At 66.2% G+C, this 22488-nt stretch carries 21 protein-coding genes; 10 read left to right on the forward strand and 11 right to left on the reverse strand.

Annotation, left to right across the window (positions count from 1 at the left end; translation table 11 throughout):
- The 4 genes from rsmA to H8S47_RS11720 form a co-directional block, all read right to left on the reverse strand.
- The coding region (gene rsmA, locus H8S47_RS11705; RefSeq protein WP_413243622.1) for a 16S rRNA (adenine(1518)-N(6)/adenine(1519)-N(6))-dimethyltransferase RsmA at window positions 1-820 on the reverse strand (820 nt) is incomplete at its 3' end.
- On the reverse strand, window positions 814-1824 hold the full coding sequence (gene pdxA / locus H8S47_RS11710) for a 4-hydroxythreonine-4-phosphate dehydrogenase PdxA (RefSeq protein WP_187504041.1): 1011 nt from the start codon (window positions 1822-1824) through the stop codon (window positions 814-816). The genes rsmA and pdxA, both read right to left, overlap by 7 nt.
- A 34-nt stretch (window positions 1825-1858) precedes the next feature.
- Window positions 1859-3280, reverse strand: a complete 1422-nt coding sequence (locus tag H8S47_RS11715; protein WP_187504042.1) for a peptidylprolyl isomerase — start codon at window positions 3278-3280, stop codon at window positions 1859-1861.
- 78 nt (window positions 3281-3358) lie between these two features.
- Window positions 3359-5626 carry an LPS-assembly protein LptD gene (locus tag H8S47_RS11720; protein ID WP_398456834.1) on the reverse strand — a complete coding sequence of 756 codons (2268 nt, stop codon included), beginning with the start codon at window positions 5624-5626 and terminating at the stop codon, window positions 3359-3361.
- Between the two features lie 216 nt (window positions 5627-5842).
- Between H8S47_RS11720 and H8S47_RS11725 the strand changes: the two genes are divergently transcribed.
- The 4 genes from H8S47_RS11725 (at window position 5843) to H8S47_RS11740 (ending at window position 8935) form a co-directional block, all read left to right on the forward strand.
- A complete protein-coding gene (locus tag H8S47_RS11725) occupies window positions 5843-7318 on the forward strand; it encodes a leucyl aminopeptidase (RefSeq protein WP_187504044.1) in 1476 nt (491 codons plus the stop codon).
- 156 nt (window positions 7319-7474) lie between these two features.
- Window positions 7475-7921 (forward strand): DNA polymerase III subunit chi, encoded by a 447-nt coding sequence (locus H8S47_RS11730; RefSeq protein ID WP_187504045.1) that lies wholly within the window; start codon window positions 7475-7477, stop codon window positions 7919-7921.
- A gap of 73 nt (window positions 7922-7994) precedes the next feature.
- The gene (gene ndk, locus H8S47_RS11735) at window positions 7995-8417 is read left to right on the forward strand and encodes a nucleoside-diphosphate kinase (RefSeq protein ID WP_187504046.1); all 423 of its coding nucleotides are present in this window, start codon (window positions 7995-7997) and stop codon (window positions 8415-8417) included.
- The gene (locus H8S47_RS11740) at window positions 8417-8935 is read left to right on the forward strand and encodes a GNAT family N-acetyltransferase (protein WP_187504047.1); all 519 of its coding nucleotides are present in this window, start codon (window positions 8417-8419) and stop codon (window positions 8933-8935) included. The genes ndk and H8S47_RS11740 overlap by 1 nt, the downstream gene beginning before the upstream one ends.
- Window positions 8936-9097: 162 nt before the next feature.
- Here the strand turns inward: H8S47_RS11740 and H8S47_RS11745 are convergent, their stop codons facing one another.
- The 4 genes from H8S47_RS11745 to purM are packed head-to-tail and all read right to left on the reverse strand — an operon-like array spanning window position 9098 to window position 11745.
- A complete protein-coding gene (locus tag H8S47_RS11745; RefSeq protein WP_187504048.1) occupies window positions 9098-9706 on the reverse strand; it encodes a hypothetical protein in 609 nt (202 codons plus the stop codon).
- The gene (locus tag H8S47_RS11750) at window positions 9703-10068 is read right to left on the reverse strand and encodes an MmcQ/YjbR family DNA-binding protein (protein WP_187504049.1); all 366 of its coding nucleotides are present in this window, start codon (window positions 10066-10068) and stop codon (window positions 9703-9705) included. Before H8S47_RS11750 ends, H8S47_RS11745 begins: the two co-directional genes overlap by 4 nt.
- Window positions 10065-10637 carry a phosphoribosylglycinamide formyltransferase gene (gene purN, locus H8S47_RS11755; protein ID WP_187504050.1) on the reverse strand — a complete coding sequence of 191 codons (573 nt, stop codon included), beginning with the start codon at window positions 10635-10637 and terminating at the stop codon, window positions 10065-10067. Before purN ends, H8S47_RS11750 begins: the two co-directional genes overlap by 4 nt.
- Window positions 10630-11745 (reverse strand): phosphoribosylformylglycinamidine cyclo-ligase, encoded by a 1116-nt coding sequence (gene purM / locus H8S47_RS11760; RefSeq protein ID WP_187504051.1) that lies wholly within the window; start codon window positions 11743-11745, stop codon window positions 10630-10632. The genes purN and purM overlap by 8 nt, the downstream gene beginning before the upstream one ends.
- 64 nt (window positions 11746-11809) lie before the next feature.
- Between purM and H8S47_RS11765 the strand changes: the two genes are divergently transcribed.
- The 4 genes from H8S47_RS11765 to H8S47_RS11780 are packed head-to-tail and all read left to right on the forward strand — an operon-like array spanning window position 11810 to window position 17400.
- On the forward strand, window positions 11810-13054 hold the full coding sequence (locus H8S47_RS11765) for a heavy-metal-associated domain-containing protein (protein WP_187504052.1): 1245 nt from the start codon (window positions 11810-11812) through the stop codon (window positions 13052-13054).
- An 11-nt stretch (window positions 13055-13065) separates the two neighbouring features.
- Window positions 13066-13710, forward strand: a complete 645-nt coding sequence (locus H8S47_RS11770) for an HdaA/DnaA family protein (protein WP_187504053.1) — start codon at window positions 13066-13068, stop codon at window positions 13708-13710.
- A gap of 16 nt (window positions 13711-13726) precedes the next feature.
- Complete coding sequence (locus H8S47_RS11775; protein WP_187504054.1) at window positions 13727-15892, forward strand: RNA degradosome polyphosphate kinase; 2166 nt, start codon at window positions 13727-13729, stop codon at window positions 15890-15892.
- Window positions 15889-17400: a Ppx/GppA family phosphatase gene (locus tag H8S47_RS11780; protein WP_187504055.1), complete on the forward strand. Its 1512-nt coding sequence runs from the start codon at window positions 15889-15891 to the stop codon at window positions 17398-17400. Before H8S47_RS11775 ends, H8S47_RS11780 begins: the two co-directional genes overlap by 4 nt.
- A gap of 125 nt (window positions 17401-17525) precedes the next feature.
- Here the strand turns inward: H8S47_RS11780 and H8S47_RS11785 are convergent, their stop codons facing one another.
- Window positions 17526-17822 (reverse strand): I78 family peptidase inhibitor, encoded by a 297-nt coding sequence (locus tag H8S47_RS11785; protein ID WP_187504056.1) that lies wholly within the window; start codon window positions 17820-17822, stop codon window positions 17526-17528.
- Window positions 17819-18994 (reverse strand): ribonuclease D, encoded by a 1176-nt coding sequence (rnd, locus tag H8S47_RS11790; protein ID WP_187504057.1) that lies wholly within the window; start codon window positions 18992-18994, stop codon window positions 17819-17821. The genes H8S47_RS11785 and rnd overlap by 4 nt, the downstream gene beginning before the upstream one ends.
- A 171-nt stretch (window positions 18995-19165) precedes the next feature.
- On the opposite strand from rnd, the gene aspS reads away from it, so the two are divergent.
- The gene (aspS, locus tag H8S47_RS11795; protein WP_187504058.1) at window positions 19166-20989 is read left to right on the forward strand and encodes an aspartate--tRNA ligase; all 1824 of its coding nucleotides are present in this window, start codon (window positions 19166-19168) and stop codon (window positions 20987-20989) included.
- Window positions 20990-21015: 26 nt separating this feature from the next.
- Window positions 21016-21792, forward strand: a complete 777-nt coding sequence (locus H8S47_RS11800) for a polyphosphate kinase 2 family protein (protein WP_187504059.1) — start codon at window positions 21016-21018, stop codon at window positions 21790-21792.
- Here H8S47_RS11800 and H8S47_RS11805 read toward each other — a convergent pair.
- Complete coding sequence (locus H8S47_RS11805; protein ID WP_187504060.1) at window positions 21778-22488, reverse strand: carbonic anhydrase; 711 nt, start codon at window positions 22486-22488, stop codon at window positions 21778-21780. The two genes, H8S47_RS11800 and H8S47_RS11805, sit on opposite strands and share 15 nt — an antisense overlap.

A 22488-nucleotide genomic window follows, 5' to 3' on the forward strand; every position in this document is an offset into this window, starting at 1 on the left:
CGCGCGCCAACGCCGTGAAATCTGCCACCGACAGCGTCTCCGCCCGCCGCGTCGCCTCCACCCCGATCCGCTCCAGCGCATCCAGCGCACCCGACACGCCCTTCAGGCTCTGCCGCAACATCTTCCGCCGCTGCCCGAACGCCGCGCCCGTCAGTCGCTCCAGCACCGCGAAGTTCACCCCCTCCGGCGCCTCCACTGGCACCAGATGCACCACCGCCGACATGACCTTGGGCGGCGGGGTGAACGCCGACCGGTGCACCGGCATCGCGATCCGCGCGGTCGAGCGCCACTGCGCCAGCACCGCCAATCGCCCGTAATGATCGTCATTGGTCTTGGCGACGATCCGCTCGGCGACTTCCTTCTGGAACATCAGCGTGCACGACTGCCACCACGGCAGCCAAGACGCCGACAGCCACCCGACGAGCAACGCCGTGCCGATATTATACGGCAGGTTCGACACGATATGCGGCTTGCCCTCGAACAGCGAAGGCGCATCGATTTCCATCGCATCGCCCTCGATCACGCGCAGCATCCCCGGATACGCCTCGCCGAGTTCGGCCAGCGCCGGGATACAGCGCCGGTCACGCTCGATCGCCGTCACCCGCGCGCCTGCAGCAAGTAGCGCGCGCGTCAGACCGCCAGGCCCAGGTCCCACTTCCAGCACTTCCGCACCACGCAGATCACCCGGCACCGCGGCGATCCGCTTGAGCAACTGCATGTCGAACAGGAAATTCTGCCCGAGCGCCTTGCTCGCGTTCAAACCGTACCGCGCGATCACCTCGCGCAGCGGGGGCAGCGCCGTTACCGCATCGCTCACGATTTGCAGGCTGCGGTCTGCGCGCGCCGGTCGGCCGCTTCGCCCGCCATCGCGATCGCCGCGATCATCGCGCCCGGTTCGGCGAGGTTCTTGCCCGCGATCGCAAACGCGGTGCCGTGATCCGGCGAGGTCCGCACGATCGGCAGCCCCAGCGTCATATTGACGCCCTCGTCGAAATGGATCGTCTTGAGCGGCACCAGCGCCTGGTCGTGATAGCAGCACATCACGACGTCATACGTGGCACGCGCCCGCGGATGGAACATCGTGTCCGCCGCAAACGGCCCGGTCGCATCGATGCCTTCGTCCCGCAAGATCGCGATCGCCGGCGCGATGATCTCGATCTCCTCGCGCCCGAGCGCACCCTGTTCGCCGGCATGCGGATTGAAGCCCGCAAAGGCGAGCCGCGGGTTCTCGATCCCGAAGTTGCGCAGCAACCCGCGTGCAGTCGCGCGGCCCTTGGCGACGATCAGGTCGATCGTCAGCAGCGCGGAAACCTCCTTCAAAGGCACGTGGGTCGTGATCGGCACCACCTTCAGCGACGGCCCGGCCAGCATCATCACCGCATTGTCGCCCGCCACGCCGTAACGCTCGGCAACGAACTCGGTCTGTCCCGGATGACTGAAGCCGATCGCATACAGCTGCGATTTCGACACCGGCCCCGTCACCAGCGCGCGCGCCGCCCCGGTACGGACAAGCCCGACGGCCAACTCCAGCGAATGCAGCGCACATCGCGCGCCATCGGCGTCCGGGTGTCCGGGAACGATCGTCCCGGCGTCGCCCACGGTCAGTACCGGCAGCGCATCCGCGAACACCGCCCCCGCTTCGTTCATATCCGCGACCCGCGCGATCTGGCCGGTCCAGACCCGCTCGATCGCACGGGCATCGCCAACCGCGACGAACGGCGGCAAGCGGTGTGTCTCACGCGCGTCCCAGGCCTTGGCGATGATCTCCGGACCGATCCCCGCAGGATCGCCCATCGATACCGCGAGCGGGTGTACGCGCGTCACGCGCCGATCATCCCATCGCGGTCACCGGTCGCGGTCACCGATAATCGACCACGGCATCGCGCCGTAGATCGCGCAGCTTCTGCTGGGCGCGCAGGTTGACGCGCTGTTGTTCGAGCTGGCCCTGGATCTGCTCCGAATTCGGCACCGACCCGGCCTGCGCATCGTCGCGTCCGCACAGCACCAGCGCGCGCACGCCCTGTTCCGCGGAGCCGAACGGCGGGGTCGACTGACCGACCTGGAGCTTCAGCATGATCTCCTGAAGCTGAGGCGGCAGGTCGCGGATGCGAACCGTGTCGTTGTCGACCACGTCCGCGCCGATCCCGGCCGCGACCTTCTCCACGGTGCCGCACCCGCGCAGATCCTGCGTCGCCTTGGCGAATGCCTGGGCACGCGCCGCGGCCTGCGCCTGGTTGGTGTTCGGCGGGAACTTGAGCGTCAGCTGCTTGAGGCTGAGCTTCGCATCGCGGGGATCCGCCGTCAGCACCTGACGCTTGTCGGTCAGATACAGGATCGAATAGCCGCCCGAGACCTCGATCGGCCCCGCGACCTGGCCGACCTGCATCGTCGTCGCGGCTTCGGCGAGCTGCGCCGGCAGCGTCGCGGCGCGAATCCAGCCGAGATCGCCGCCGACCGCACGGGTCGACGCTTCGGAGAACTGACGCGCGTAATATTCGAACGGCTGCGCGCCCTTCTGGATCTCCGCCAGGATCTGCTTGGCGTTCGCGTATACCTGCTGGCCGTTCGCCGGCGTCGCCGCGAGATAGATTTCCTTGAGGTTGAACTCGTCGGTGCCCTTGGCCGCCTGGAGACGGTCGATGATCGACTTCACTTCCTCGTCGCCGACGTTGACGAACGGCTCGACGCGGCGGCGCAGATAGCGCTGCCAGGCGAGCTCGCCCTCGATCTGCCGCTTGAGCGAGCGCTCGGACGACCCGGACTCGCGCAGGAATGCGCGCATCGCCTCCGGGGTCCTGTTGAACCGCTTGGACACCGCATTGTAGCTCTGCGTCAGCTCGGCCGGGGTGATCGCGATGTCGGCGGTCTTCGCTTCCTGGATCTGCAGCGTCTCGTCGATCAGCTGGCGCAGCACCTGAAGCTTCAGCCGCTCGCGGTCCTCCGGCGACAGCTTCGCCTCGTTCGCCATCGCCACCAGCGCCACGCGCTGGTCGACGTCGGTGCCCGTGATGACCGTGTCGTTGACGATCGCGGTCGGCTTGCGGACGTTGGGGTCGAGCTTGCCGAAGATCTGAAGGTTGGTCGGGATGTCGAGGCCGGTATTGTCCGGCACGCTCTGATCCTGGACCGTCCGACCGGCGCCTGCCTCGCCTGCGGCAGCCTGCGGAGGAGCGCTCTGCGCGATCGCACTTGCCGCCAGCGCGGCCAGAACCACCGCCCCGATCACACGGCTGCTACGCGCCGCCAGTCGAACATCATGCTTCAAGTGTCGGTATCCCATCATCGCGCGCCGTACATCGCACCGTCATTGCCATGACGGCACATATCCGGCGTTGCCTCAAAGTAGCTGAACGCGGGCTTAGCGGCCGAGGTTGGTGAAGGCCAGCGTCAACAGGAAGCTGTTGCCCTTACGCGCGTCGCCGGTGTCGTTGTAGGTTCGCCGCCAGGTCCCGCCGAGACGCAGGCAGTCGTCCTCGTACTGGATGCCGATGCGGTGGCGGATCGGGGTGAAGCCGTCGCTGCGGGACAGCGGGTCCTCCGACGCGTTGGTGAGATCGACCACGCCCGAGCCGAACGCCGACCAGAATCGCGCGAACTGGACGCGGCCGGCGACGCGGACCTCCTCGCGGTCGCGCAGATCCTCGATCGACGCGTCGATGTTGCGGTTCAGCTTCAGATAGCCGACCAGCACATAGGTCGCCCGCGAGCCGATCGTCGCATCGAGCTCGTTGCGGCGGATCGCAAAGCCGTCCTTGTCGAGTCGATAGCGGTGGACGATCGAAACGAAGTCGCGGAACCGAAGCTCGCTGCGCCCGACGATGTCGGAGAACCGATCGCTGAGGCCGGTGCCATCCGGCAGGATGGTGGGGCGCAGGTCCAGCCGATAGCTCTGGCCGACATTGGTGGTGAAGCTGATGCCCGGCAGGTCGAGCGCCCATTCGCCACCATAGGTGACGCGCGACGAATCCTCGAACCGGTCATAGCCGGCGAACCGGTTCAGCGAGAACAGGTTGGTGTCGTCGAGATCGACTGCGCGCGAATCCTCGTTCGGCAGGGTGATGTTCGCGACCTTCGGGGCCGCGACGAACTGGACGCGGGGGGTAAAACGCTGCGTGCCGCCGAGGAACGTGCCGATGAACGGCCACTTCACGTCGACCGCAACCGCACCGATCGCGCGCTGGTGAAAGCCCTCCAGCCCACGATAGCTGATGTTGGTCGTCGCGAGAGTGTCGTTGGTATTATACAGGTCGCCGCGCGCAAACGCCGTGAAGGTGACCTCCTGGCCCCAGTTGGTGAAGCGGCGCAGGTCCCACTGAAGACTGGCGAACGCGCGCTGCGTGTCCTGGCCATCGGTGCGGGTCAGCGCGAGCGTGTTCAGCTGGAGCTGGAACCGGCCGCCGACCAGCCCGTCGTCGAACCGCTTGCGATAGTCGATCTCGGGCAGCGCGATCGGCTGGTCCCCCTGTCTGTCGGCGACGCGCAACGTCTGCGCATACCAGCCGCTCAGCGAGAAATAGCTGCTGTCGTCGATCCGCTCCAGGCTCGCCGTGGTGCGCAGGCGATCATCGCGCGAGATGTCGTAGCGGCGCAGGAACGTCCGGTCCGTCGTCAGGCGCAGCGAACCGCTCGCGGTCCAGTTCGGCGACAGCTGATAGCGCCCCACGCCGTCGATATAGCCCCGGAACGCCATGCTCGTGTCGGTCGGGTCCGCGGTCGCCAGATCGTCGCTACGCCGGCTTTCGGTCGCGTAAGCGCGTACCTTGAAGGCGCCCTTCGAGTTGAGCGCGGAATAATCGACCTGCGCCATCGGCAGCACGCTGCTGTAGATGTGCGGGGTGATGACCAGCCCCTGGTTCGGGGCGAGCTTCCAGTAATAGGGGACGCTGACTTCGACGCCATTGACGCGGCTATATCCGCCGTTCGGCGAGAGCAACCCGCTGTCGCTCCCGCCACCGACCGGATTGGAGAATTCGGGGAGCGGCAGGCTTGGCAGGCCGAACAGGTGCAGGCGCGCGCCCTTGTAGAAGATGCGCTTCCGCTCCGGACGATAGGTGACGCGGACCGCGGTGATCTTCCACGTCGGTTCCTTCGGGCAACCGGCGGAGTTGGTGACGCCGCACGGCGTGTAGGCCGCGGTCTTCAAATTGACCGTGCCGTCGGCGTCGCGCGTGCCTTGCTCGGCGGCGAGGCGCCCGCCCTGTTCGAGCACGACGAGCATATTGTCGACCACGCCGTCCTTCAGCGAATCGGTCAGGTTGATCTCGTCACCGTACGCGATGTCGCCTTCGGGATTGGTGACCGCGATATTGCCGGTCGCGACGACCTTGCCGGTCTTGCGGTTCCACACGACCTTGTCGGCGCGCAGGCGACTGCCCTGGCGGAACATCCGGACTTCACCGGTCGCGGTCACGATGTCCGTGTTGGTGTTGTATTCCAGCGCCGTGGAGCTGAACTGCACTTGGTCCTCGGCCGGCGTCGCCGTCGACGCATTGGCGACCGGCGGGTCCTGCACCGGTGGCGCAACCGGGCGGTTCTGAAGATCCTGGGCCTGCACGGGCGAGGTTGCCAGTCCGCACGCCAGCGCGAGCGAAACGGCACAACCCGTCAAAAGGTCGATACGCAACACGATCCGAACCAACCCCTTTGGCACTGGGCAGCCGTTTGCCGCCATATCGCCCGCCTATCGCACCACCGGCCCTTCGCTGCAATCGCATCCCGCACTCGCTTGCAGGCGCGTCGCTGCAATCATCGGGCGTTGAGGGGCTCCACCTTGCTTTGCCGGACCCGCGGCATCAACTTATGGGGTACGCACATCCGTTCAAAAGCTTCCCGAGGTTTCTTCATGCAGATCGTCTTCGCCCCGACCGTTCCCGCCAACGCCCCGATCCTGGCCGTCCCCGTCGCAAAGGACGGCGTGGCGCAGACCAAGTGGAGCGCGATCGGCGGCGATGTCGAGGCGGTGGCGACCAGCGCGGCGAGCGCGGCACGGTTCACAGGCGAGGCCGGTTCGGTCGTCGAGCTGTTCGTGCCCGTCGACGGTTCAGTCCGCCAGGTCCTGCTCGTCGGCGTCGGCGGTGGCGAGACTGCCGATTGGGAAAAGGCCGGGGGCGCGATCACCGCTCGCCTGCTGACATCGGGCGCGACCTCGGTCGTCGCCGACTTCTTCGCAGGCGCCACGCCGACTCCGAAGGCCGCCGCGCACTTCGCCGCCGCCGCCGCGCAGCGAGCATGGCGCTACGACACGTACCGCACCAAGCTGGCCGAGAAATCTAAGCCGACGCTGACCGAGATCACGATCGCGGGTGCGCCCGACGGCACCGACACCGCCTGGGCGGAGCAGTCCGCAGTCACCGGCGGTCTCGACCTGACCCGCTGGCTGGTCACGTCGCCGCCGAACGTCGTCTATCCCGAGAGCTTCGTCGAGAAGGTGACGAAGGACGTCGAGGGTCTTGGGCTTGAGATCACCGTGCTCGACGAGGCGCAGATGACCGAGCTCGGCATGGGCTCGCTGCTCGGCGTCAGCCAGGGCTCGCGCCGTGAAGCCCGCATCCTCGCGCTCAAGTGGAACGGGGCAGGGGCCGACGCGCCAACGCTGGCGTTCGTCGGCAAGGGCGTGACGTTCGATTCGGGCGGCATCTCGATCAAGCCCGGCGCGGGCATGGAAGACATGAAGTGGGACATGGGCGGGGCAGGCGCGGTCGCCGGCGCGATGAAGGCGCTGGCGAGCCGCAAGGCCAAGGCGAACGTCGTCGGCGTGATGGGCCTGGTCGAGAACATGCCCGATGGCGCCGCGCTGCGTCCGAGCGACGTCATCACTTCGATGTCCGGCCAGACGATCGAAGTGCTCAACACCGACGCCGAGGGTCGCCTCGTGCTCTGCGATTGCGTCACCTGGGTCCAGCAGGCGCACAAGCCGACCACGATCGTCGATCTCGCCACGCTCACGGGTGCGATGATCGTCGCGCTCGGCACCGAGAATGGCGGCATCTTCGCCAACGACGACGCCCTCGCGGACCAGCTGATCGCGGCGGGCAAGACCACCGGCGACACGCTCTGGCGCTTCCCGTTGTCGCCCGCATACGACAAGCTGATCGACTCGCCGATCGCCGACATGAAGAACGTCGGTCCCCGCGGCGCCGGCTCGATCACTGCCGCCCAGTTCATCAAGCGCTTCGTCGACGAGGGTGTGAAGTGGGCGCATCTCGACATCGCCGGCATGGTCTGGTCCGACAAGCCGGGGACCAACCACGACAAGGGCGCTACGGGTTATGGCGTCCGCCTGCTCGACCAGTTCGTAGCGGACAACTTCGAGGGCTGAACGACGGGTTGGGGGAACGCCGCCCCCCTCCCGTCATCCTCTTCTTCGTCATCCTGACGAAAGTCAGGACCCAGGATACCAAACGATGCGCTCCGTTGCTCTGAATCCTGACTTTCGTCAGGATGACGGCGCGGGTCGGGCAGGTGGATGGAAACTATGCAGGTCGATTTCTACCACCTAACCAGCCCCCTCGACCGCGTCCTCCCACGCATAGCCGAGCGCGTGGTCGCAACCGGCGGTCGGCTCCTGATCGTCGCCGAACCCCAGGAGCAACGCGTCGCACTCGACCGCCTGCTCTGGTCCTACGCCCCCGAGAGCTTCCTCCCCCACGCCCAGGCCGGCAGCAACGACGATGCAGCGCAACCCATCCTGATCGCGGACGACATACCCGACGCCGCCCCCGCCAATGCGGCACGCAACGTCGCGATCGTCGATGGTCGGTGGCGGGACCTGACCCTGACCTTCGACCGCGCCTTCCACATCTTCGACGACGAAGCCATCCGCGAAGCCCGCCTCGCCTGGAAAGCGCTAGCCGACCGCGACGGCGTCGAACGCCGCTACTGGAAGCAGAACGACTCCGGGCGCTGGGAACAGGCCGCCTAGTTGCATTTGGACCGCCCCGGCTCTAGGGCGGCGCCACTTTTCCAAAGCTTTATCACAGGAGCCCGTGACCATCATGGCCGCGAACCGTACTTTTTCGATCATCAAGCCCGACGCAACCCGCCGCAACCTGACCGGTGCGGTCACCAAGATGCTCGAGGAAGCCGGCCTGCGCGTCGTCGCTTCGAAGCGCATCCAGATGACCCGCGAGCAGGCCGAAGGCTTCTACGCGGTCCACAAGGAGCGTCCGTTCTTCGGCGAGCTCGTCTCGTTCATGATCTCGGGCCCGGTCGTCGTCCAGGTTCTCGAGGGCGAGAACGCGATGCAGCGCAACCGCGACATCATGGGCGCCACCAATCCCGCCAACGCAGAGCCCGGCACGATCCGCAAGGAACTCGCCGAGTCGATCGAAGCCAACACCGTGCACGGGTCGGATTCGGACGAGAACGCCGAGATCGAGATCGCATACTTCTTCAAGCCCGAAGAAATCGTCGGCTGATGACTTGGCGGTTGCGACGGGCAGGACCGGGCGACGCGCCCGCGCTGTCGCTCGTCGCATCCGCCACGTTTCTCGATACTTATGCGACCGTGCTGACCGGTACCGACATCGTCGCGCACTGCACGATGAAGAACAGCATCGCCACCTTCGAGACGTGGCTGGCCGACCCCGCGACGATCGTAACGCTCGCCGAGCACGAGCCCGGCCACGCACCGATCGGCTACACGGTGTTGACCGCGCCGGATTTCCCGATCGAACCCGGCCCGGCGGACATAGAACTCCGCCGCATCTATCTCATGAAGCAAGGCCAGGGCTCAGGCCTAGGCGCCGCCCTGATGGCCCGCGCCCTCGAAGACGCCGCGGCGCACGAACGCACCCGCATCCTGCTAGGCGTATGGGACCAGAACACCCGCGCCCGAGCCTTCTACGAACGCCAAGGCTTCAAGGTAATCGGCACCCGCCAGTTCACGGTCGGCACCACCCTCCACGACGACCCAGTCTACGCCAAGGCGGTCTGAGTCTTCCCGGCGAAAGCTCCGCACTGCACAGCACCACTACCACCCAGGCGAAGGCCGGGGCCCAATTGGAAAGGTCGCAGTAACGGACCGCTGCCGTCCGTTAGCAACGTCCCCAATTGGACCCCGGCCTCCGCCGGGGTGGTGCCGTTTAGCGGTAGGCAATCACGTCGCGGGCTTCTCTTTCGCCCAGATCGCATCAAGCTTCGCCTGATCACCGCCGCGCTGGCGAACGCGCAAGCCCTCGAGCTTCAGTGACCGACCCATCAAGGGCAAGCCGGCTTCGGTCTTCCAGATCACTTCATAGATGCCGCTCGCAGACCGAGTCGTGTCGCCATCAAAATATTGGACGCTAACCAGAACCGGCAATCGGCCTGCTCGGTTGTCCGCGCCGCCATCGGTCAACTTCAGAAGCGGTTTAGAGAACCAGGATTTGTCGATGATCGGCTCGGCCGGCGGCCGCTGCGGCGATACGCCGAGCGCCTTGGGAAACGTGATCGTCACGTCCTGAAGGTCATGCCGCGCATCCTTCAGCAACAGCGTATCGCCGCCATCCTGCACGATCGCCGAAAGGTCGATCTTGGTCCGCTCACGCGCGGCACTCGACTGCGCGGCGAGCTTGTCCGCCTCGTTCGCACGGTGATCCGACCAGTTGGTCCACAACGTCAGCGCGGCGATCAGAACGCCTGCAACCGCCACGACTTCCGCCAACGTGACCCAGCGCCGCCGCGTCGCCGCAGCTTCGCGCCGTTCGGTCGGAGTCTCGCCGCTCATCGCCCGCCGGCCTCCAGCAGGCGGGCAGGGGCCGCCAGCTCCCAACTGCGCGCGATCCGGTCCTCCACCAGCGCCCAGTCGGGATCGCCCGCAAGGTTCACGCCGACCCACCCGGTCGCACCAAGATACGCTGGCCGCGAATACACATCCGGGTTCGCCTCGATCAGCATCGCCTGCTCGTCGGCCCCACCCGTCTTTACGCACACCACGGTCAGCCCATCGCCATGATGATCCGCCCGAAACTGCGCGAACTGCTTGCCCGCAACGAAGAACGTCGGCTGGCCATGCGAAACCGTTTCCTCGGTCTCGGGCAACGCCAGCGCCGCCGCACGAACGCGGTCGAGAGGGGACAGATCGGTCATCGCGTCACGAACTCCGCCAAGGTCTTGGGATACAGCGCATGTTCCGCCGCCAGCACGCGCTCCGCAAGCGCATCCGCATCGTCGCCGGCAAGGATCGGCACCTCGGCCTGCCCCAGCACCACGCCGCCATCGAGTTCCTCGGTCACGACATGCACCGAGCACCCGCCGACCGCATCGCCCGCCGCGAGTGCGCGCGCGTGCGTGTCGAGCCCTTTGTACTTGGGCAGCAGCGACGGGTGGATGTTGACGATCCGGTCACGCCACGCCGCGACGAAACCGTCCGACAACAATCGCATATAGCCGGCCAGCGCAACGACCCCGACGCCAGCATCGCGCAACGCCCCGTCGATCGCCGCCTCGTAAGCAGGCTTCCCTAAACCCTTGGGTGAAAGCGCAAACGTCGCCAGACCCTGCGACTGCGCCCACTCAAGCCCAGCCGCATCCGGCTTGTCCGAAGCCACCAGCGCAATCTCATACGGACACTCGGCCGCGCGCGACGCGCCGACCAGCGCCATCATGTTCGATCCGCGCCCGGAGATCAGCACGCCAACCCGCATCTTCTCAGCCATGCGTCGCGGTCCAGTCCTCGCGCGCGCTCCAAGTTCCCGCCGACCCGCGAACCGTGCAGCCATGCGCGCCGGTCTCGATCCGCCCGATCGTGAACACCGTCTCGTCCGCCGCCTCCAGCGCCGCGGTCACCGCCTCGGCCTCGTCCGCGGAGACGATCACGACCATGCCGATCCCGCAGTTAAACGTCCGCGCCATCTCCTCCGCCTCGATCGCACCCTGCGCTTGCAGGAACGCCATCAACCGCGACTGCTCCCAAGCGTCCGCGTCGACCACCGCATGCACGCCCTCGGGCAGCACGCGCGGGATGTTCTCGAGCAGGCCGCCGCCGGTAATATGCGCCAGTCCCTTGATCCGCCGCTCGCGCAGCAACGGCAGCAGGCTCGCGACATAGATCCGAGTCGGCGCCATCAGCTGATCGATCAGCAACTTGTCCTGGTCGAACAGCGCCGGCCGATCGAGCTTCCAGCCGCGATCGGTCGCCAGCCGGCGAACCAGCGAGAACCCGTTCGAATGCACGCCCGACGACGCCAACCCGAGCATCACATCGCCCGCAGCGATCTCTCGCCCGGTAAGAACGTTGGTCCGCTCGACCGCCCCGACGCAGAAGCCGGCGAGGTCATAATCCCCATCCGCATACATGCCCGGCATCTCGGCGGTCTCGCCCCCGATCAGCGCGCAGCCGGCGGTCTTGCACCCTTCCGCAATCGATGCCACGACACGCTCGGCGACTGCCGCATCGAGCTTCCCGCTCGCATAATAATCGAGGAAGAACAAAGGCTCGGCGCCCTGCACGATCAGATCGTTGACGCACATCGCGACGAGATCGACGCCGACGCCCTCATGCCGGTCCCATTCGATCGCCAGCTTCAGCTTGGTGCCGACGCCATCGTTCGCCGCCACCAGCAACGGATCGACGAACCCTGCCGCCTTCAGGTCGAACATCCCGCCGAACCCGCCGAGATCGGCGTCCGCACCTGGCCGCCGCGTCGAGCGCGCGAGCGGGGCGATCGCCCGCACCAGCGCGTTGCCCGCGGCGATCGAAACGCCCGCTTGAGCGTAGGTATAGGAGCCCGTGGCGGGAGCGGCGGAGTCTGGCGTATCGGTCATGATCGGTGCTGCTAGCCACATCGCGCTTGGATTTCCACGTCTGCTTCGCCAAAAGGCCCGCTTGATGCGTATCCGTACCCTCCCCACCGCGCTTGCCGGCGCCGCTTTGCTGCTCAGCGGCGGAGCCGTGCTCGCGCAGATCGAGGGCGGCAACCGAGGCGCAGCCCCGGTCGACAGCGGCAGCGCCTACGAGGTCAGCGGCGTCACCGTCGATGTAGCCGGCAAGACCGCAGACGCCGCGCGTTACAGCGGCTGGCGGCTCGCTCAGCGCAAGGCCTGGGTGCAATTGTCGAACCGGCTTGGTGGTGGTGGTGGCCTCGTCTCCGACGGCACGCTCGATTCGCTCGTCTCCGGAATCGTCGTCGAGAACGAACAGATCGGCCCGCAGCGTTACATCGCCAAGCTCGGCGTGCTGTTCGACCGCACCCGCGCGGGCTCCGTCCTCGGCATATCCACCTACGCCGATCGCTCCCAGCCGATGCTGACGATCCCGATCCAATATTCGGGCGGTGTCGGCCAATCCTTCGAGCAGAGCACGCAATGGCAGCAGGCCTGGGCGCGCTATCGTACCGGCAACAGCAGCATCGATTATGTTCGCCCGTCCGGCTCCGGCCCCGACGCGCTCCTGCTCAACGTTGGCCAGACGCAGCGCCCCGGTCGCGGCTGGTGGCGGACGATCCTCGACCAATATGGCGCGAGCGACGTGCTGTCCCCGGTGGTGAAGCTCTATCGCCAATGGCCCGGCGGCCCGGTGATCGGCGTGTTCGAAGCGCGCCACGGTCCCGACAACGACCTGATCGGCCGCTTCACGCTCCGTGTCGGAACGTCCGACGGTCTGCCGCAACTGCTCGACACCGGCGTGAAGCGGATCGACGACCTGTATCAGCAGGCGCGCCGCAATGGTTCGCTCCGTGTCGACTATAGCCTGTCGCCGCCGCCAACGCCCGAAGCCGCGGTAACCGACGACCTGCCGAGCGACGAGACCGCCGACGCCAATATTGCGGCGTTGACCGGCGGCGAAGGCATCTCGGTCACGGTTCAGTTCGACACGCCCGCAGCTACGGCCGTATCGTCGACCGAAGCCGCACTCCGCGCGATCCCGGGCGTCCGCTCGGCGGCCACGACTAGCCTCGCGCTCGGCGGCGTCTCGCTGATGCGGGTCGCCTATGACGGCGATCCGGCGGCGCTCAAGACCGCGCTCGAAGCGCGCGGTTACCAGGTTTTCGGTTCCGGCCAGACGATCCGCATCCGCCGGGTTTCCCAACTTCTTCCGCCGGACCTTCCCGCGGATACCGTGACGACAGGGTGAGCGCGACCAAGATGACTCAAATCGCGCTGCCACTCGGGTGGCCGGCGGACCCTCGCGACGACGCCTTCCTGGTTACCCCATCCAACTCGCGGGCCGTCCATACGCTGGAGCATTGGGCGACCTGGCCCGTCATGACCGCCATCCTCACCGGCCCGCGCAAATCGGGCCGCAGCCTGCTTGCGCGGATCTTCGCGGCGAAGAGCGGCGGCACGATCATCGACGATGCCGAGCGCGTGCCCGAGGCGCAGCTGTTCCACGCCTGGAACCGCGCGCAGGAGGAGCACAGGCCGCTGCTCATCGTCGCCGACGCAGCCCCGCCCGAGTGGAAGGTCAAGCTCCCCGACCTGCGCTCGCGTCTCGCGGCCAGTCCGATCGCGGCGATCGGTGCGCCCGACGACGAACTCATGCGGCTGCTGCTGGCGCATCTGTTCGAGCGCCGCAGCCTCGACGCGCGGCCCGATCTTATCGACTGGCTCGCGACCAGAATCGAGCGCAGTCATATTACCGTAACGCGAACCGTCGATGCGCTCGATCAGGAGGCGATGGAACGTCGCAAGCGCTTGTCCATTCCTCTTGCACGAACGACACTCACCGAGGCCGGGCTGATCCTCCGGCCACAGCTTGCCCTGGATCTGCCGCTCTTCACGTCACCATAAGACCCCAAGAGGACCGATGAACCGTCCAGCGCATATCGTCCGCCAAGCGGAAGACGACGACGATCCCATCGGCGCAGAGCCGAACGACCGGTTCTTCAACCGCGAACTCTCCTGGCTGGCGTTCAACCGCCGCGTGCTGGAGGAGGCGTGCAACCCCGCGCATCCGCTGCTGGAGCGGCTTCGCTTCCTGTCGATCTCGGGCTCGAACCTCGACGAGTTCTTCATGGTCCGAGTCGCGGGGCTGAAGGGCCAGCAGACGCAGGACGTCGACCGTCGCTCGGCCGACGGCCTCACCGCGGGCCAACAGCTGACCGCGATCGTCCGTGAGGCCGACGAACTGATGGCGAGCCAGCAGGCGGTGTGGGGCGACCTGCGCGTGCTGCTCGACGAGGCTGGCTTGTTCGTCCTGCGGCGCGACGCGGTCGAAGGCGAGGCCGACGAGTGGCTCGAAACGCATTTCCGCGATCAGATTTTCCCGATCCTGACCCCGCAGGCGCTCGATCCCGCGCATCCGTTCCCGTTCATCCCGAACCGCGGCCTGTCGGTGATCTTCGACCTCGTCCGCCGTTCGGATAACGAACCGGTCCGCGAACTGGTCATGCTCCCGCACACGATGACGCGGTTCGTTCGCCTCCCCGGCGAGCCCGCGCGCTACATCTCGATCGAATCGATCCTGAAGCGGTTCGCACCCGTCCTGTTCCCCGGCTACGAAGTCCTCGCCGCCGCCAGCTTTCGCGTCCTGCGCGACAGCGACATGGAGATCGAAGAAGAGGCGGAGGACCTCGTCCGCTACTTCGCCAACGCGATCAAGCGCCGCCGCCGTGGCCGCGTCATCCGTCTGGAACTCGAAACCGGCATCCCCGATGTGCTCGCGGCCGTCCTCAAGGACGAACTCGGCGGCGCGGACGCGATCATCACCGAGAGCGGTAATCTGCTCGGCATCGTCGACCTCGACGGACTGGTCGACGAGGATCGCCCCGACCTGAAGTTCCCGCCGTTCACACCGCGCTTCCCCGAACGGATCCGCGAATTCGGCGGCGACTGTTTCGCGGCGATCAAGGCGAAGGACATCGTCGTCCACCACCCGTACGAGACGTTCGAAGTCGTGCTCGCCTTCCTCAAGCAGGCGGCGAACGATCCTGACGTGGTGGCGATCAAGCAGACGCTCTACCGCGCCGGCAAGCAGCCCGCGGTCATCAACGCGCTCATCACCGCGGCCGAGGCGGGCAAGTCGGTCACCGCCGTCGTCGAGCTGAAGGCGCGGTTCGACGAAGAGCAGAACATGGTCTGGGCCTCCGCACTGGAGCGCGCCGGCGTGCAGGTCGTCTACGGCTTCATCGACTGGAAGACGCACGCGAAGGTCTCGCTGGTCGTCCGCCGCGAAGGCCAGGCGTTCCGCACCTACTGCCATTTCGGCACCGGTAATTATCACCCGGTCACCGCCAAGATCTACACCGACCTCAGCTTCTTCACCGCCGACGCCGCGGTCGGGCGCGATGCAGCCCAGATGTTCAACTACATCACCGGCTATGTCGAGCCGACCGACATGGCGAAGGTCAGTCTCAGCCCGCGCGATCTGCGCCAGAACTTGATGAACCTCATCGACGTCGAGATTGCCAACGCGCGCGCCGGCAAACAGGCGGGCGTCTGGGCGAAGATGAACTCGCTGGTCGACCCCGCGGTGATCGAGAAGCTCTACGAGGCGAGCGGGGCAGGGGTCGAGATCGACCTCATCATCCGCGGCATCTGTTGCCTGCGACCCGGTGTACCCGGCCTGTCCGAGACGATCCGCGTGAAATCGGTGATCGGGCGGTTCCTGGAACACAGCCGGATCTGGGCGTTCGGCAACGGCAAGGCGCTCCCCAACGACGGCGCGAAACTCTTCATCTCGTCCGCCGACTGGATGCCGCGCAACTTCGACCGCCGCGTCGAATACATGCTGCCGATCCTCAACCCGACCGTCCACGACCAGATCCTCGATCAGGTCATGGTCGCGAACCTGATCGACAACGAGCAGAGTTGGGAGCTAGGCCCCGACGGCGAATATACCCGCGTCGATCCCGGCGACCGCCCGTTCAACCTGCATCGGTATTTCATGACCAACCCGTCTCTTTCCGGCCGCGGCGCCTCGCTCGCGACCAGCAACGCCGTGCCGACCCTGTCGCTTCGGCGAAAACGATGAGCGTCACGAATATCCTGTTCGGTAATTCCACGCCCAAGGCCGAGACCGACGACCACCCGCGTACGGGGATTATCGACATCGGCTCGAACTCGATCCGCTTGGTCGTGTATCAGGGCCCGCCACGCCTGCCCGCGATCCGCTTTAACGAGAAGGTCCTGGCCGGGCTCGGACGCGGGCTCGCCGCGACCGGCGCGATCGAGAAGTCGGCGCTGAAGACGGCACGCGTCGCCCTCGCGCGGTTCGCCGCGGTGGCCAAGGAAATGGAATGCTCGACGCTCCGCACGGTCGCGACGGCGGCGGTACGCGATGCGAAGAACGGTGGCGAACTCATTGCAGCGGCTGAACAACTCGGCCTCAAGGTCGAGACCCTGTCGGGCGAACAGGAGGCCAGCGCAGCCGGCTACGGCGTCCTCTCCGCGATCCCCGACGCGGACGGCATCGTCGGCGATCTTGGAGGAGGCAGTCTCGAACTTGTCCGCGTCCGCCGCGGCAAGATCGAAGACCGCGTCTCGTTCCCGCTCGGCGTACTCCGCATCGGCCCGCTTCGTGCCAAGCGCGGCAAGGTGCTCGAACGCTATGTCGCGAGGCTGGTCCGCGAGGCTGGTTGGACTGCGAAGGGGCAGGGGTTGCCGCTGTATCTCGTCGGTGGATCGTGGCGTGCGCTCGCCCGGCTCGACATGGAGCTGTCGGACTATCCGCTGCCGATCATCCACCAATACCCGATGACCGCCGCAACGATCACGCGGCTCAGTCGCACGATCCCGCAGCTTTCGAAGCCGCGCCTGAAGGCGATCCCCGGTCTTTCGTCCGGTCGTACGTCCACGCTGGCCGACGCCGCCGCGCTGCTCGGCGTGCTGATGCGCCAGCTCGGCAGCAAGACGACAGTGGTATCGGCATACGGTCTGCGCGAGGGGCTTCTCTACGGCGACCTGGAGCCCAAGACCCGCGCGCTCGATCCGCTGATCGTCGCCGCCCGTGAAGAAGGGCGTCTCCTGGGTCGCTTTCCCGAGCATGGCGACCTGCTCGATCGCTGGATCGCCCCGCTGTTCGTCACCGAACCACCTGCGCTCGCGCGCATCCGTCACACCGCCTGTCTCCTTGCCGACGTAGGCTGGCGCGCCAACCCCGAATTCCGCGCCGAACGCGGCGTGGAGATCGCCCTGCACGGCAACTGGGTCGCGATCGACGCGCCGGGCCGGGGAATGCTTGCCCAAGCGCTCTACACGAGCCTCGGCGGAGATTTGGCAGCCGCAGACCCGGTCGGGCGACTCGCGACGCCGGCAGCAGTGAAGAGCGCAACCGCGTGGGGCCTCGCGATGCGGCTCGGCCAGCGTATGAGCGGAGGCTTGGCCGGTCCGCTCAAGCGTTCGAAGCTATCGGACGACGGGATAACGCTGACGCTAACGCTACGCCCGGACGACCGCGGCCTCTACGGTGAGGCGGTAGAACGTCGCCATATCGCGCTGGCGACCGCATTAGGTCGCAAGCCGTTGTTGGCTCTCGCGTAGATCCTCCCCTGCAAGGGGAGGTGGCAGCCCATCGGGCTGACGGAGGGGTGACGCGCTATCGAGAAGGTGTCACCCCTCCGTCTGGCGAGCCAGCCACCTCCCCTTGCAGGGGAGGAACAAAGTGATCAGGCGCAGGTGAAGCGCTCGATCCGACCCTTCGCATCGACGTACACATTCAGCCGGTCAGGCCGGAAATCCATCGTTACCGCCGTATTCGGTGCGATCCAGCGCAGCGTTCGAGCGCCCGACCGCGTCTGCATCACGTCCGCCCGGGCATCGCTCGCACGCTTGCCGACCAGATCGCCCAGCGAACCGGCATTGCAGGCTGCCGCGACCGGCGGAGCGGCAGGCGCCTCGCCGCGCATCTCGACCGGCGTACACGCCGCCGAAGCCAGCAAGACTGCAATCGGAACGACTCTCATGCGGCATCCTCCGTACGCGTCATCTTCAGCTTGCCGCCGATGACCGCGAAAGCCAGTCGTCCCTCGACCAGATCCAGCGCATCGCGGCCAAATTGATCGAACCGCCAGCCCTCCAGCATCGGCAGCCCGGTGCGAACGCCCGCCGCGAGGGCTTCAAGTTCATCCGTCCGCGCTAACAATTTGGACGCGACATCAATGTCTCGCGAGCGGATCTTGAGCAGCAGCTTGAGGAGGTCCGCAACCAGCGAGCCCTCCTTGCCAAGCCCGGGCTTGCGGTCGTCGCGCGGCGGCAGTTCGTCCTCGCTAAGCGGTTGAGCCCCTTCGATCGCGGCCATCAGGCGGCCACCGATGTCGTTCCCCGCCCATGTCGCCGAAAGCCCACGAACGCGCGCGAGGTCGGCCTGCTTGCGCGGCGGATGCCCCGCCATGTCGCCCAGCGTCTCGTCCTTGACGATCCGGCCGCGCGGCAGGTCCTTCGCCTGGGCCTCGAGTTCGCGCCACCGCGCCAGCGCCTTCAACCGCCCCAGCACCTCGGGCTTGCGCCCCGAGATCCGCACACGCTTCCACGCCAGATCAGGATCGTTCGCATAATTGGCAATATCGCCGAGCCGCTCCATCTCCTGGTCGAGCCACACCCCGCGTCCGGTCTTGCGCAACCGCTCGAGCATCTTGGGGAATATCTTCGACAGATGCGTGACGTCGCCGATCGCATATTCGATCTGCCGCTCGTCCAGCGGCCGCCGCGCCCAGTCGGTGAATCGCGCGCCCTTGTCGACTGCGATGCCCAGCCAGCTGTCGACGAGATTCGAATAGCCGATCTGCTCGCCTTGGCCGAGCGCCATGGCCGCGACCTGCGTGTCGAACAGCGGGAAGGGGGTCTTGCCGGTAAGGTTGTAGACGATCTCGATGTCCTGCCCGCCGGCATGGACGACCTTCAGCACGTCGTGATTCTCGACGAGCAGGTCGAGCAGCGGCTTCAGGTCGATTCCCGGCGCCATCGGATCGATCGCCGCGGCTTCCTTGTCGTCGGCGATCTGGATCAGGCAGAGCTCCGGGTAATAGGTGCTCTCGCGCATGAATTCGGTGTCGACGCACACATAGTCGGCGTCGGCCATGCGCGCGCACAGATTGGCGAGCGTGGCACTGTCGGAGATAAGCGGGTGGATATGCATGGACCGTCCATAGCGAGGCGTGTCCGCCTTGACAAAGGCGGGTGAGGAAGGGAAGCGCGAGGCATCCAATTCCCGTCATCCCAGCGAAAGCTGGGATCTCCCGTCGCAGGGCGCACCCTTGCCGCACGAGATCCCGGCTTTCGCTGGGACGACGCATGAGAGACGAGACACATGCACGCCTATCGCACCCACAATTGCGCCGCCCTCCGCCCCGAACAGGTTGGCGAAGAGGTCCGTGTCTCCGGCTGGGTCCACAAGAAGCGCGATCACGGCGACCTCGTCTTCATCGATCTGCGCGATCACTACGGCATCACCCAGATCGTCACCGACGTCAGTGGCCCGGTCTTCAAGGTCATCGAGGGCCTGAAGAGCGAGAGCGTCGTCACGATCACCGGCAAGGTCACCGCAAGGGCACCCGAAGCGGTCAACCCGAACCTGCCGACCGGTAGGATCGAGATCCGCGCGGCCGCAGCGACCGTCCAGTCGATGGCCGGCGAGCTGCCGATGCCGGTCGCGGGCGAGGCCGAATATCCCGAGGATATCCGCCTGCGCTATCGGTACCTCGATCTGCGTCGCGAGCGGCTTCACGCCAACATCATGCTGCGTTCGAAGGTGATCACCTCGCTGCGCAACCGCATGAACGATCAAGGCTTCACCGAATTCCAGACGCCGATCCTGACCGCGTCGTCGCCCGAGGGCGCGCGCGATTATCTGGTGCCGAGCCGCGTCCATCCGGGCAAGTTCTATGCGCTCCCGCAGGCGCCGCAGATGTTCAAGCAGCTGCTGATGGTCGCGGGCTTCGACCGCTATTTCCAGATCGCGCCGTGCTTCCGCGATGAGGACGCTCGCGCCGATCGGTCACCAGGCGAATTCTACCAGCTCGACTTCGAGATGAGCTTCGTCACGCAGGACGACGTGTTCGCGGCGATTGAGCCTGTGTTGCACGGCGTGTTCGAAGAGTTCGCCGACTGGCAGGGCAAGGGACGCCAAGTGTCGGCCCTCCCGTTCAAGCGCATCCCCTACCGCGAATCGATGCTGAAATACGGCAGCGACAAGCCCGACCTGCGCAACCCGATCCTGATCCACGACGTCGGCCATCACTTCGTCGATTCGGGCTTCGGCCTGTTCGCGGGCATCGTCGCCGGCGGTGACGTGGTCCGGGCGATCCCCGCACCGAACACCGCGGACAAGAGCCGCAAGTTCTTCACCGACATGAACGACTGGGCGCGTGCCGAAGGGCATGCCGGGCTCGGCTACATCACGCAGAAGAACGGTGAACTCGGCGGCCCGATCGCCAAGAACCACGGCGAGGAAGCCACCCGGAAGCTGATCGCCGAGATGGGCCTCGGCCCGAACGACGGCATCTTCTTCGCCGCCGGCAAGGAACTGCCCGCCTCCAAGCTCGCGGGTGCTGCGCGCGCGCGGATCGGTGCCGATCTCGGCCTGATCGATGAGAACCGGTTCGAGTTCTGCTGGATCGTCGATTTCCCGATGTTCGAATATGACGAGGACGCGAAGAAGATCGATTTCAGCCACAACCCGTTCTCGATGCCGCAGGGCGAGATGGATGCGCTGGAGAACAAGGATCCGCTCGATATCCTGGCGTATCAGTACGATATCGTCTGCAACGGCGTCGAGCTGTCGTCGGGCGCGATCAGGAACCATCGTCCGGAGATCATGTACAAGGCGTTCGAGATCGCCGGCTACACGCAGGCGGACGTCGACACGAACTTCGCGGGCATGATCAACGCGTTCAAGGTCGGCGCGCCGCCGCATGGTGGCTCGGCACCGGGGATCGACCGGATGGTCATGCTGCTCGCGGGCGAGCCGAACATCCGCGAGGTCGTGCTGTTCCCGATGAACCAGAAGGCCGAGGATCTGATGATGGGCGCCCCGAGCCCGGTCAGCGCCAAGCAGCTGAAGGAGCTCAACATCCGCCTGACGGTCGATGGTCCGAAGGACGTGACGAAGGCGGTCGCGCCGAACGCAGGCTGATCGAAACCGGTGATGGAGCGCAGCGCATGACGATACACCTGGCCGACTACGAAGCCGGCGACGCGTATGACGGCAAGTACAAGCATGACCTCGCTGCGCTCCAGAAGCGGCTGGAGCATATCCAGGTCGCGCATATCGTCGGCGGTACGCGCGCGATCGTCATGTTCGAGGGCTGGGACGCGGCGGGCAAGGGCGGCATCATTCAGAGGCTCTCCGCCGAATGGGACCCGCGCAACTACAAGGTCTGGCCGATCGCCGCTCCCACCGCGGACGAAAAGGCGCATCATTTCCTCTGGCGCTTCTGGCACCGGCTTCCCGCCGACGGCCACATCGCGATATTCGATCGCAGTTGGTATGGTCGGGTCCTCGTCGAGCGCGTCGAGGGGTTCGCCAGCGAGACCGAATGGCGCCACGGCTATGACGAGATCAACGCGTTCGAAGCGCAGCAGGTCGAGAGCGGCACGACGCTGATCAAGCTGTTCATCCACACCACGCAGAAGGAACAGGATCGTCGCCTGAAGGCACGGCTCGACGATCCCTGGAAGCACTGGAAGACCGGCCTCGACGATTATCACAACCGCTCGCGACGGAAGGACTATCTGGAGGCGATGAATGAGATGTTCGCGCGCACCGATACCGCAACCGCGCCGTGGACGGTGATCGACGGCAACGACAAGAAGGCGGCCCGGATCGCAGCGCTGACGCTGATCGCGGACCGCCTCGAAGCCGGCGTCTCGATGGTTCCGCCACCGCTCGACCCGAAGGTCAAGCGGGTGGCGGAGAAGGCGTTAGGCCTTCGCTGACTTCGCTTCTGCTGCGCCGGCCTGGATGAACTCGTCATCCTCATTGAGCACCAGCATCTGGCCCTGGTCGATGCCGAAATAGGCACCACGGAGGGCCAGCGTCCCAGCCGCTTCGGCTTCGGTCACGAACGGGAACGTGCGCAGGTTGGCGATCGAGGTGCGGACGGACTCAAGCTCCATCTCGCGACCGGCTTCGGCGCCTTCGCCATACTTCGCGATCACCTTCTCCCGAGCACCGTCGAGCAGGCTGACCCAATCCGAAACGAAGCCCCCGGCACCATGGTCGGCATCGGCGAATGCCTGAGTGAGTGCGGCCTTACAGCCGCCGCACTTCTCGTGGCCCATCACGACGATCTCTTCGACCTTCAGCTGGGTGACCGCGAACTCGATCGCGGCGGAGACACCGTGATAGCCACCACCGGTTTCGAACGGCGGCACGAGGTTGGCGACGTTGCGAACGACGAACACTTCGCCCGGCAGCGTGTCGAAAATCTGGGCCGGCTCGACGCGGCTGTCGGAGCAGGCGATGATCATCACCTTCGGGCTCTGGCCGTCCCGCAGTTCCTTCCAGCGCTCGCGCTGCTCCTCCCAGGGGCCGTCCTTGAAGCGATGATAGCCTTCGATCATTTCCGGAAAGTGAGTTGGCACGGTTAGCCTTTCATGGACGTTTGCACTGCAACATGACAAACCTGTCAT

Origin of the sequence: Sphingomonas albertensis, assembly GCF_014358075.1 — a bacterium.
GTDB lineage: Bacteria > Pseudomonadota > Alphaproteobacteria > Sphingomonadales > Sphingomonadaceae > Sphingomonas > Sphingomonas albertensis.